The sequence below is a fragment of the Phormidesmis sp. 146-20 genome (assembly GCF_052939475.1).
This window is the reverse complement of sequence record NZ_JBJPHT010000038.1, coordinates 1-12,876: the sequence shown is the minus strand read 5'-3', so window position 1 is coordinate 12,876 and position 12,876 is coordinate 1. Positions and strand designations below refer to the sequence as shown.

Sequence of the window (12,876 nt, the reverse complement as noted above, 5' to 3'; positions counted from 1 at the left end):
ATTATGCGTTCCCTTTGTTCTTTGCGATGATGGCTTCAGCCACGTTACGAGGCACTTCTTCGTAATGGCTAAACTCCATTGTAAACGTACCTCGTCCTTGCGTCATAGACCGGATGTCGGTGGCATAGCCAAACATCTCCGCCAATGGAACTTTGGTTGAGACCTTGGCAATTCCCCGTTCAACGCCCTGAGCTTCAATCTGACCTCGGCGAGAAATCAGGTTGCCCATAACGGTGCCCAGGAAATCTTCAGGAGCTTCAACTTCGACCTTCATGACAGGTTCTAGAAGGACAGGTGAAGCTTTCATGACTCCATCCTTGATCGCCATTGAGCCTGCGATCTTAAATGCCATTTCGTTGGAGTCAACTTCGTGGTACGACCCATCGATTAGAGTGGCTTTCACGTCGATGAGCGGATATCCAGCGAGGATACCAGATTCACAGGCCTCCTTCATGCCCTGCTCGGCGGGGCCAACATATTCTTTGGGAACGGTACCACCGACGATCTTAGAGATAAATTCAAAGCCACTCCCTGGTTCACCTGGCTCGACCGTGATGACAACATGACCATATTGCCCTTTGCCGCCACTCTGACGAATGAATTTCCCTTCAGATTTCACAGCCTTACGAATAGTTTCGCGGTACGCGACCTGCGGAGCACCCACGTTTGCTTCTACCTTGAACTCGCGAAGCATTCGATCGACCAAAATTTCCAGATGAAGTTCGCCCATTCCAGCGATGATGGTCTGATTGGTTTCTTGATCAATATTGACACGGAAGGTTGGGTCTTCTTCTGACAGAGCTTTGAGGGCTTTGGAGAGCTTTTCCATGTCCTGCTTAGTTTTGGGTTCGACCGCGACGGAAATTACAGGCTCAGGAATAAACAAGGACTCCAGAATCACAGGCGCGTTTTCGTCACAAAGGGTGTCTCCAGTCAATGTGTCTGACAGTCCTGGAATTGCGCCTAAATCACCTGCCCGAAGCTCATCTACATCAATTCGATCGTCTGCTTTCAGAACAATCAGCCGAGACACGCGCTCTTTTTTGCCTTTGGAAGAGTTCATCACATAGCTACCCTTCTTCAACACGCCAGAGTAGACGCGCACAAAAGTCAAACGACCCACAAATTTGTCTGCCATGACTTTGAATGCTAACGCAGACATGGGGGCAGCGTCGTCTGCTTTTCGCTCAACCGTGGTGCCATCAGAAAGCAAGCCTTGAATCGGAGGCACATCGATCGGAGCAGGCAGATAGTCTAGCACCGCGTCCAACATCAACTGAACGCCCTTGTTCTTGAATGCAGAACCGCAGAGCATGGGTACCAGAAACTCACCATCTACGCCTTGAATCGTCCCTTTTCGCAGTGCTGCTTTAATTTCAGCTTCGGTCAGGTCTTCCCCTGCGAAGTATTTCTCCATCAAAGCATCGCTGGTTTCTGCGACGGACTCAATCAGCTTAGTCCGGTATTCTTGGGCTAGTGCCAAAACGTCTTCAGGAATATCAGTTTCCTCTATATCCGTTCCCAAGTCGTTGTTGTAGACGTAGGCGCGCATCCGCACCAAATCCACAATACCTCTCAGCTTGTCTTCTGCACCAATTGGAATTTGAATCGGCACTGCGTTTGCCCGAAGGCGATCGCGCACCTGTTCGTAGACCTTGTAGAAGTTTGCACCTGTCCGATCCATTTTGTTCACGAACACAATGCGGGGAACGTTGTAACGATTGGCTTGCTTCCACACGGTTTCAGACTGAGGCTGCACACCACCCACCGAGCAGAACACCGCAATTACTCCATCTAGTACTCGCATAGAGCGCTCGACTTCGATCGTGAAGTCAACGTGCCCAGGCGTGTCAATGATATTGATTTGATGGTCTTTCCAACTAGTGCTGATAGCGGCAGCCGTAATGGTAATGCCGCGCTCACGCTCCTGCTCCATCCAATCCGTAGTGGCAGTCCCCTCATGAACTTCACCAATTTTGTGAACGACCCCTGAGTAGAACAAAATTCGCTCAGTCGTCGTTGTTTTGCCCGCATCAATGTGGGCTGCAATTCCGATATTGCGTACTCGTTCGAGTGGGGTTGTACGAGCCACAGCTACCTCCTTAGTCTCTGCCGCATGAGTCGATAAATTACACTACTGCTTCTATTAAGTATTTTAACTTTTTAGTAACGATAGTGGGCGAAAGCTTTGTTGGCTTCGGCCATCCGGTGGGTTTCTTCCCGTTTGCGGATCGCGTTGCCAGTTTCGTTAGCAGCATCCATCAGTTCACTCGCTAGTCTGGCTGCCATTGTGCGACCAGGGCGTTGACGAGAAAACTGAATCAACCAGCGTAGGGCAAGAGCAATACCGCGATCGGGGCGGACTTCCATCGGCACCTGGTAGGTAGCACCCCCGACTCGACGGGCTTTGACTTCCACCAGAGGCGTTGCGTTGCGAACAGCCCGTTCAAACACTTCGAGAGGTTCTGTGCCTGTCCGCTCTTTGATGGTTTCAAAGGCATCGTAGATGATGCGGGAAGCCAATGACTTTTTGCCACTCTTCATAATTCTTCGCATCGTCATGCTGACGAGACGAGAGTTGTAAACCGGATCTGGCGGAACGGGACGCTTTTTAATGACAACGCGACGGGACATAGTAAGCCTTTTAGAAAGAAATCAGGATTGCTTGTGAAAATTCAACTTTTTGAGCTGAACATACGGCAGGAACTACAGCGCACAAACGGCTCTGAGAAAGATTCATCTTCCTTCAAAGCTGTTTTCAACTATTTCAACCAGCAGGTTTGGCTAGCTGGAGGAGGAAGCGAGAGGCTCAAAAAATGAGGTTCTCAGGCTACTTACCTGCGGCTGCCTTGGGACGTTTGGCACCGTATTTGGAACGACCTTGCTTGCGGTCTTTAACGCCTGCGGTGTCGAGGGTGCCACGGATAATATGGTAGCGAACACCGGGTAAGTCTTTCACCCGTCCGCCACGAATCATCACAACAGAGTGTTCTTGGAGGTTGTGACCAATACCTGGGATGTAAGCTGTGACTTCAAAACCAGAGGTCAAGCGAACCCGCGCCACTTTACGCAAGGCGGAGTTAGGCTTTTTGGGGGTCGTCGTGTAGACCCGTGTACAGACACCACGACGCTGAGGGCAACTCTTGAGCGCCGGAGATTTAGTTTTCTTTTGCGCTCTGTTGCGCTCAGTACGAATGAGTTGCTGGATTGTGGGCATTTTTTGGCGTAGGCAGCTTTGACTGTTCCAACTTTCAACAAATATTGAGCATACCAATCTGTCTGCGTCACTGTCAAACACATTTTATGGATGACCACAGATGATCGGTCTACAGTTCAGGAGATCTCACCGTTCTACAACAGAGAAAGACGTTCCGCAGCCGCAGTGTTGGGACGCATTGGGATTATGAAAGCGGAAACTTCCTCCCATGAGATCCTCTGAATAGTCTAGCGTTAAACCATTGACATAGGGGAGGCTCTGTGGGTCGATCGCGACTCGAATTCCTTGACAATCATAAATCTGGTCATCGACCTGCGCGACTTCCTCAAATTTTGTGATGTAGGACAAACCAGAGCATCCGATCGCCGCCACACCCACTCGAAAGTAAACCTGCGGACTTTTTTGACGTGACTTAAGTCGCATCACCTCATCGGCGGCGGATTGACTGAGATGAATCATACGAATCGCTAACGAAACTGTAGGGGCGATCGTACCGTGACGGAGAAGACTTTTCGACAAAAAATAAACGAGGCGACCCGTTCTGATAGCCCCGTTTTATTTATCGTCTTGGAATTAATGTCTTGAAACTAATATCTTGAAGATTGCTTTGAGACCTCTACTGAGCGCGCGAGTAATCGTCTTGAAAACGCACAATATCATCTTCGCCCAAGTATTCGCCGTTTTGAACTTCGATGAGAATCAGGGGAATCACCCCAGGGTTTTCTAGACGATGCGCGGTGCATTGAGGAACGTAAGTGGATTGATTGCTGCTGAGGGTCAAGTCTGCTTCGCCACAGGTGACTCTTGCCGTTCCTGAAACAACGATCCAATGTTCGCTGCGGTGATGATGCATTTGCAGGCTCAGGCGATGACCTGGCTTTACCTCAATGCGCTTGATTTTGTAGCCGCGTCCTTCTTCCAGGATCGTAAAAGAACCCCAAGGACGAAGTTCTGTTGCTGCGGCTCCTTTGAGAGGAGTTGTCGATGTCGATAATGTGAGCGTGGGAGTCTGCATAATCTCTTGAGGTTGAGCCACCGTTCCTCTCCTTTACACTGAATTTAGTTTGTTTAACTGTCGTTAGAAATCCAGAACCTTTGCCAACCAATCAGACTAACAAACGCTTTTGAGGGATACCACCGCGAATCGAACCATTTAGAAGAAGTTTACAAATTCTTCACGGAGTTTTTCTAGGGAGTTGCAGGAAGAAAAACGCCGATAGCGTTATGGACACGGGCTGATGAGCGAGGGGGACGATCGAGGATTTGACCTCCTAAGTAAAGCGTGGTCGAACTTCCTCCATCCAGATTCAGTGCATTTACGGCTCCTAATTGAGACATCATCTGAGCAGTTTCACTTAAGGTTGCGCCTCTGCCGCCGACTCGATTGTGAACCGAAACGATGAGCAGGGTGCCGTCTGAAGTCTGTCCGATCGCGCTTCGGGCAGCAGTTTCTTGAATGAACGCCTCACTAAATTTCTCAAGTCTGCCATCCAATACAATTTGACGATTTTGAATCAGCAACGGCCCCGCTCCCACAATGTTTTGGTAGGAACTGAGGTCAGAAGGGAGGGAGATATTCTCTAGCTGGAGCGACGTGCCGATCGTTAACAAAGCCGCCGCATTTGCACTCGATCGAGCCACCAGCAGATAGCCATTCGTCGGAATTGCAAAAGCACTCCCTGCCTTGCCTCCAGGCTGTTGATTCGTGACCTGATTGTTTTGAACCGTGATCAAGATTTCGTTGTCACCCAGCGTGGTGTAGCTGGCACCCCAAACCGCTGTATAGCGAGAAATTCCAGCTTGGGGATAAGCACTGTTGAGCGTAGCAAGGGGAATGCGCTGATTGGAAGCGACGATCGTTTCTTGCAGCGTCAGGCGATCGAACCTTGTTTCACCCGTTTCATTCCAGGCAAAAACGCCACGATTGAGAATCGGCCCAGATAGCCACTGCCCATCAAGACGAATTGCACCAAGCGGTAGCTGGTTATTACGATTAAAGAAGCCTCCATTAATGGCAGCGCTCGCTTGAGACTGTCGAGCCGTCTGGATTAGGGGCGCAGTTCCTACAACAGTTGGATTGGGGAGAATGGGGCGGATTTTCATGCCTGGCTGACGTGGATTGACTTCAAGCCAGATGACAGGGAATCGCGACGATCCCACGGTTAAGGTTTGCTGTCGCCAGCGCAGTCCGCTTGACCAGAGAATATTTAGGTTGGGCAAGTAGTCCGATCGCAGGTCAATCACAATACGACTTGGATTCGACAAAGTTGAAATCTGCGATCGCTGCGTAATCGGAATCCCTAAGCGAATCGTTGTTTGATTTGACCCCGCCTCCACTTTGAGCGACTTGACCTGAGTTGTCACCTTGGGCTTGAACGCTTGAACGAACGCGGGATCAGTTTGGGCATCCAAGGTCAGGATAAATTCTTGACTTTGCTGATCGACCTGCCAGGGAACGGGACGATCGAGATCAATCACAATGCGATCGCCAAATGGCTGCTGTCCCTGACGAATTCCAACCAGTTTTGCAGTCGGGGTATTGATGCGTAGACTTTGACCCGATGCCTGCATTTGCCACCCGTACTGCTGCGCTAGAGTGGTGATATCTAAGTAGCGAAGCGGCGCGGCCAGGCGAGTCGAGAGAATTGACCCTTGAGCAGTGGGAAACCACTCGATCGGCTGTCTCATGACATCCGAGGTACTCAACAAATTTGCTCCAAATAACTGGTTTAAGGCTGCGTCACTTAGACCAATTCGGGTAGTTGTGCCCGTTTGCCACTGAGTCCAGGGCAGATTGAAGGTGCGCCCATTGAGCGAGATTTGGCTGCCCTGAGCCTGCGCTAGCTTTTGAGGAGTGGGCGGGTTGAAGTTGAGCGGTTGGGGAGTGGGCGATCGTTGGCTCTGTCCAGGTGGCGCAAAGTCTAATGGACGAGTGATCGGAGCATCAGCAGCTCCAGGCTTTTGGGCAGTTAGGAAGAGGGCGATCGTAAGCCAGGCTACCGATCTTAAGTTGAAGAGTCTTGTACGCTGAAGCGATCCCTTGCGGGTAACTCGAAGAGATGGCTTCTCAATTTGAAGATAACTAGTTTTGATCCTAACCACAGGCTTCCTTATCGTTCTGCGCTTCTTGAAAAGTGACGTTTGGATGACGGTTGAGGCGCATTTTACTCGACTCGTCTGGTTTTAAGGGGAGAGATTTATTTCTGTGAAGTTTTTTGAGTGACTTGTCCAAACTAAAACGACAGTCTTTTGGGCTAGTCGATCGTCTCATCAAGAAACACTGACTTTCAGACTGGCCTTTTCTCCAGCCCTGCATGGTATGAAGTAAATATGAATTAGCATAGTAAATCTCCCCAGTCGATTGTTCTTCATCTTTTGAGACAATTTGCCTTCGTACATTGCTCCCAGATGAATTTAGATTTCCAAAAGGCTTCTTACCACAGGGATTGCCAGCAGAAGGGATTTTTTATAATATTTTTACTTCATCCCTTCTCAAATCAAGTGGTTTTCGAGTTACTGAGTAACCATCTAAACAGGCTAGTGAGAGCGTCAAGCGTTTAGGTCTGCAAACCTGCTGAACGTGTGATGTACGACCAGTGCTGAGTCTGGAGTAGTCTTGTCTGTGATCAAAATGGACTTCTCACTTATGTTGGTCAGTAGACTTGACTAGCATTGTTTTTTGATTGATTGTGTGATCTATGTCATGCGTTTCTCGATTTTTTCACAAAAGCTTCTAGCGACTTAAATTTTTAGTTTTTTAGCCATGAATGCCTCGATCGCTTGAGGCATCCCAGCGTCGTCCCGATTTCTTCTTAGAAGGAACAAAATTCTCATTGAAATGAACGGAATGAACCATCCCATGATCAAAGCAAGTGCAAATTTTGAGAAGCCCAACTCAGTATCAGACGCAGGGTATGCGGGGCAGCGGTGGCTAATAGAAGAGCGGGATGCCTGTGGGGTGGGCTTGATTGCCGATCGTCAGGGAAGTGCCACTCATGATCTAATCACTAAAGCGTTGTCTGCACTGGCTTGTCTCGAACATCGGGGAGGATGCAGCGCCGATCAAGACTCTGGAGATGGGGCCGGGGTGATGACGGCGATTCCGTGGGAGCTTTTGCAGCAGTGGGCAGCGTCTCAGGAGATTCCAGCCTTGAAAACGGCTCAGGTAGGAGTCGGTATGGTCTTTTTGCCCCAAAAGTCAGAAGATGTGGCGGCAGCAAAACAGGAGATCGAAAAGGTTCTCACCGAAGAAGGGCTGACGCTTTTGGGCTGGCGTGTGGTGCCTGTCAAGTCAAATCTGCTGGGCATTCAGGCGAGAGAAAATCAACCGCAAATTGAGCAACTGGTCGTGCAGTCTGAGCTTCAAGGAGACGCGCTAGAACGGCAGCTTTATCTGGTTCGCAAACGGATTCATGGCATTCTCAATCCGACCTCAACCAACAAGGCGGGTGTGTCAGAGTGCTATTTTTGCTCGTTTTCAAGCCGAACGATCGTCTACAAAGGCATGGTGCGATCGGCGGTTTTGGGCACTTTTTACGAAGATTTGCAGAATCCTGCTTACAAGAGCGCTTTTGCGGTTTATCACCGTCGCTTTAGCACCAATACGTTACCCAAATGGCATCTAGCGCAACCGATGCGATTGGTCGGTCACAATGGCGAAATCAACACGCTGTTGGGCAATGTGAACTGGATGGTGGCGCGGCAGGCGGATATTGCTCATGCTCACTGGGGCGATCGCGTCGAGTTGCTCAAGCCGACCGTCAATCCTGAAAACAGCGATTCGTCTAATCTGGATAACGTGCTGGAACTGCTGGTGCGATCGGGGCGCAGTCCGATGGAAGCCTTGATGATTCTGGTGCCAGAAGCTTACAAAAATCAGCCCGACCTGACGGATCATCCCGAAATCACCAATTTTTACGAATACTACAGTGGCATTCAAGAACCCTGGGATGGGCCCGCCCTGCTGGTGTTTAGCGATGGAAAACGGGTGGGGGCAACGCTCGATCGCAATGGTCTGCGTCCGGCTCGCTATTGTCTGACCGATCAATATATTGTGGTCGCTTCCGAAGCTGGCGTAGTGGACATTCCAGAGTCAGACGTGATTGAGAAAGGCCGACTAGGTCCGGGACAGATGATTGCCTTTGATCTCGATTCTCATGAAGTTCTCAAAAACTGGGAACTCAAGCAGCGAGTCGCGTCCGAAAATCCCTATGGCGACTGGTTAAAGCAGCGCCGCAACATTCCCGCTCAACCGCCAACCGAAACGACGCTGATGGATGGTCGAACCCTGCTGGGTCATCAAACCGCCTTTGGCTACACGTCTGAAGATGTGGAAATGATCATTCACGAAATGGCGGCTCAAGGCAAAGAACCGACCTTTTGTATGGGCGATGACATTCCACTGGCCGTACTGTCTACAAAACCTCACTTGCTCTACGACTACTTTAAGCAACGCTTTGCTCAGGTGACCAATCCGCCGATCGACCCCCTGCGTGAAAAGCTCGTAATGTCTCTAATCATGCAGCTTGGAGAACGCGGCAACCTGCTAGAAGCCAGGCCCGAATATGCCAATTTGCTGATGCTGGAGTCACCGATTTTGGATGACAGCGATCTGAAGCAGGTGCGGCAGTCTGGTCTAGAAACGGCTAACTTATCGACGTTGTTTGCGATCGCCAATGGCCCTGAAGGTTTGAGACGTGCTGTGACGGAACTTTGTCAGAAAGCAACGGAGGCTGTTCGGGCGGGTCAGAAAATTTTGGTGTTGAGCGATCGCCTCACGCCCTCTGGCCAATTCACTCATCTCAACACAGATTACAGCTACATTCCGCCGATGCTGGCTGTGGGAGCCGTTCACCATCACTTGATTCGTCAGGGCTTGCGGATGAAGGCTTCGATCGTTTCGGACACCGCTCAAGCCTGGAGTACTCACCATTTTGCTTGTCTAATTGGCTACGGTGCGAGTGCGGTTTGTCCTTATTTGGCGCTCGAAACGGTGCGTCAGTGGTGGTCTGATTCGCGTACCAAAGCCTTGATGGAACGAGGCAAAATCAAAGCGGCCAGTCTGTCAGCAGTGCAGGCAAACTTTAGAAAAGCGATCGAAGACGGTCTGCTCAAGATTCTTTCTAAGATGGGGATTTCGCTACTGTCGAGCTACCACGGGGCGCAGATTTTTGAAGCGATCGGCATTGGTTCTGATTTGCTCAACCTGGGATTTACCGGAACGGCTTCTCGGTTGGGCGGTTTGAGCGTGACGGATCTGGCTCAAGAAGTGCTGTCTTTCCACTCTCGCGCTTTTCCTGAACTGAATGCCAAAAAGCTAGAAAACTTCGGATTTGTGCAATATCGTCCCGGTGGCGAGTATCACATGAACAGTCCCGAATTGGCGAAACATTTGCATAAAGCCGTCGCCACCAAGAGTTTCGACCATTACGACCTGTATCAAAAACATCTGCAAGGCCGTCCGCTGACGGCGCTACGCGACTTATTGGACTTTAAGAGCGATCGTCCTTCTCTGCCCATTTCAGAAGTCGAATCTGCGGCTGAGATTGTCAAACGGTTCTGTACGGGTGGGATGTCGCTGGGTGCCCTGTCTCGCGAAGCGCACGAAGTGTTAGCGATCGCCATGAATCGCATCGGTGGCAAATCCAATTCGGGTGAAGGCGGCGAAGATCCGGTTCGGTTTAATGTTCTCAATGATGTTAACGAAGGCTTGTCTCCCCTATTGCCTCATCTGAAAGGCTTGCAGAATGGTGACACCGCTAATTCGTCAATCAAACAGGTAGCATCTGGTCGATTTGGTGTAACTCCTGAATATCTGATGAGCGCCAAGCAGATCGAAATCAAGATGGCTCAGGGCGCAAAACCGGGCGAAGGTGGACAGCTTCCTGGCCCCAAAGTCAGCCCTTATATTGCGATGCTGCGCCGATCGAAACCCGGTGTCACTCTAATTTCTCCGCCGCCTCACCACGACATTTACTCGATCGAAGACCTCTCCCAACTAATCTTTGACCTGCACCAAATCAACCCATTGGCTCAGGTGTCCGTCAAACTGGTCGCCGAAGTGGGAATCGGCACGATCGCCGCTGGGGTCGCCAAAGCCAACGCGGATATCATTCAAATCTCTGGTCACGACGGCGGAACGGGTGCCTCTCCTCTAAGCTCGATCAAACATGCGGGAAGTCCGTGGGAATTAGGCTTGACCGAAGTTCACCGCGTTCTCATGCAAAACCAACTGCGCGATCGCGTCACCCTGCGAGTCGATGGCGGCATCAAAACGGGCTGGGATGTGGTCATGGCAGCGCTGATGGGCGGTGAAGAATATGGCTTTGGGTCGATCGCGATGATCGCTGAAGGCTGCATTATGGCGCGGATCTGCCACACCAACAACTGTCCGGTCGGCGTGGCCAGCCAAAAAGAAGAACTGCGGAAACGCTTTCCCGGTACGCCTGAGCATGTGGTCAACTTCTTCTACTTTGTTGCGGAAGAAGTGCGATCGCTCTTGGCGCGTCTGGGCTACCGCTCTTTGAATGAGATCATTGGTCGTGCCGATTTGCTGAAACCTCGTGAAGTTAACCTGACTAAAACCACAAGCCTGAATCTAGATTGTCTGACTCAGCTACCGGATACCCGAAACGATCGCACTTGGCTGACGCATGAATCTGTTCACAGCAATGGGCCAGTTTTGGATGATGACTTGCTCAGGGATGTTGACATTCAGACCGCGATTCGGGATCAGGGCAGTGTGACAAAAACCGTTCGAGTGGTGAATACCGATCGCACCGTCGGCAGTCGGATTGCGGGAACGATCGCCAAACAGTATGGCAACACGGGCTTTGGTGGTCAAATTTCGCTCATCTTCCAGGGCAGTGTCGGTCAGAGTTTTGGTGCATTCAATCTGCCTGGGATGACGCTGATTTTAGAAGGTGAAGCCAATGATTATGTCGGCAAAGGTTTACACGGCGGCGAACTGATCATCAAGCCTACCGCTGACGCAGCCTACGATCCGTCGTTGAATGTGATCATCGGCAACACCTGCTTGTATGGAGCCACAGGCGGCAGTCTATTCGCCAATGGTCAAGCGGGAGAACGGTTTGCAGTCCGCAACTCGAAAGCTCAAGCCGTGGTTGAAGGAGTCGGCGATCACTGCTGCGAATACATGACCGGGGGAACGATCGTCGTTCTCGGTCGCAACGGTCGCAACGTGGGCGCAGGCATGACAGGCGGTTTAGCGTACTTTTTGGACGAAGACGGCAGCTTTCAAGCAAAGGTCAACCCAGAGATTGTCAAAGTCCAGCGGGTGATTTCTCCAGCAGGTGAGCAGCAGTTGAAGGAATTGATCGAAGCGCATCGCGATCGTACAGGCAGCCCCAAAGCCAAAGCGATCTTGGCGGACTGGTCAACCTATTTGCTCAAATTCTGGCAAGTCGTACCTCCATCTGAGAAAGACACCCCCGAAGCCAATCCCGAAGTGACGACTGAAAAGATACTAACCCCCGCCTCTTGAGCGAGTCTCAATCTGGTTAAGAGGATGTTTGAACAGGTGTTGTTCATGGCATTCACCCGCCCTGGATTGAAATCCGGGCTACCCGTGCGAACTCCGTTGAAACGGACTCAAGACGCTGAAATGGCTCCGGAGTCCCTTCAGTGGACTTTCCTCAGCTAGCCCGTACTTCCAGTGCAGGGCGGGACAGCATCGAAGCGAAGAAACTTTTTGGGTCATTGGTTACAGCCAGCGACCCATTTTTGTAGGCTAAGTCTTAAACTAAAAGTACCTTTACGAGCCTAAAGTGATGTCCCTGTCTCAAGACATCGTTTTTCCGCCTGGTGACATCTACAGCGACGAACCCCCCTTGGAAAGCGAACTCCACCTGCGGCAACTGCTGCTTTTAATTCGATGTTTGGAACTGTGGTGGGACGATCGCCAGGATTTCTACGTCTTTGGCAATCTGACCATCTACTACAGCCCTCGCCAACTCAAGTCTGAATTTTTTCGCGGCCCGGATGTCTTCGTCGTGTTGGGCACTGAGCGGAAAACCCGCAAAAGTTGGGTTGTCTGGGAAGAAGACGGCAAATATCCCAACGTGATTATCGAGTTGCTGTCAGACAGTACGGCGAAGGTCGATCGCGGTCTCAAAAAGCAAATTTATCAAGACACCTTCCGCACGCCTGAATACTTTTGGTTTGACCCTAATACGCTGGAATTTCAGGGATTTCGGCTGATGGCTGGCGAATATCAAGCGCTACAGCCCGATTCTCAAGGCTGGCTCTGGAGCCAACAGCTCGAACTTTATCTGGGCATCCATCAGCGTCAGCTTCGATTCTTTAGCCGTCAAGGACAACTCCTTCCCACGCCTGACGAATGGGCGGAAGCGGCACAGCGGCTAGCGGAAGCAGCAGAGCGACAGGCAGAAGCAGCAGAGCGACAGGCGGAAGCAGCAGAGCGACAGGCAGAAGCAGCGCAACAGCAACTAGAAGCAGCGCAACAGCAACTAGAAACAACACAACAGCAATTAGAAGCAGCACAGTCCCAAATCGAGAACGAACGCCTTCAGAAAGAACGACTTGCCGAGAAATTGCGCGAGTTAGGAATTGACTTAGAGACGCTTTAGAGCTAATTTATAAAGTAAATCTTAAGCAGCTAATCGTCTCACCATGAGACG

The 12,876-nt window shown here is 50.7% G+C and carries 8 protein-coding genes; 2 read left to right on the top strand and 6 right to left on the bottom strand.

Annotated elements, in window-relative coordinates:
• Position 1: 1 nt before the first annotated feature.
• The 6 genes from fusA to ACKFKH_RS23545 all read right to left on the bottom strand — a co-directional run bounded on the left by fusA (position 2) and on the right by ACKFKH_RS23545 (position 6,319).
• Entirely contained in the window at positions 2-2,092 is a 2,091-nt protein-coding gene (fusA, locus tag ACKFKH_RS23570; RefSeq protein WP_446860804.1) for an elongation factor G, read from the bottom strand.
• 71 nt (positions 2,093-2,163) lie between these two features.
• Positions 2,164-2,634 carry a 30S ribosomal protein S7 gene (gene rpsG, locus ACKFKH_RS23565; protein ID WP_446860803.1) on the bottom strand — a complete coding sequence of 157 codons (471 nt, stop codon included), beginning with the start codon at positions 2,632-2,634 and terminating at the stop codon, positions 2,164-2,166.
• A 196-nt stretch (positions 2,635-2,830) separates the two neighbouring features.
• Positions 2,831-3,217, bottom strand: a complete 387-nt coding sequence (rpsL, locus tag ACKFKH_RS23560; protein WP_446860802.1) for a 30S ribosomal protein S12 — start codon at positions 3,215-3,217, stop codon at positions 2,831-2,833.
• 126 nt (positions 3,218-3,343) lie between these two features.
• Positions 3,344-3,736: a HesB/IscA family protein gene (locus ACKFKH_RS23555; protein ID WP_446860801.1), complete on the bottom strand. Its 393-nt coding sequence runs from the start codon at positions 3,734-3,736 to the stop codon at positions 3,344-3,346.
• 97 nt (positions 3,737-3,833) lie between these two features.
• Positions 3,834-4,253 (bottom strand): cupin domain-containing protein, encoded by a 420-nt coding sequence (locus ACKFKH_RS23550; RefSeq protein ID WP_446860800.1) that lies wholly within the window; start codon positions 4,251-4,253, stop codon positions 3,834-3,836.
• A 152-nt stretch (positions 4,254-4,405) separates the two neighbouring features.
• Entirely contained in the window at positions 4,406-6,319 is a 1,914-nt protein-coding gene (locus tag ACKFKH_RS23545) for a phosphodiester glycosidase family protein (protein ID WP_446860799.1), read from the bottom strand.
• Between the two features lie 745 nt (positions 6,320-7,064).
• Here ACKFKH_RS23545 and gltB point away from each other — a divergent pair.
• The gene (gene gltB / locus ACKFKH_RS23540; protein WP_446860798.1) at positions 7,065-11,720 is read left to right on the top strand and encodes a glutamate synthase large subunit; all 4,656 of its coding nucleotides are present in this window, start codon (positions 7,065-7,067) and stop codon (positions 11,718-11,720) included.
• A gap of 286 nt (positions 11,721-12,006) precedes the next feature.
• Positions 12,007-12,825: a Uma2 family endonuclease gene (locus ACKFKH_RS23535; RefSeq protein ID WP_446860797.1), complete on the top strand. Its 819-nt coding sequence runs from the start codon at positions 12,007-12,009 to the stop codon at positions 12,823-12,825.
• The last annotated feature ends 51 nt before the right edge of the window (positions 12,826-12,876 follow it).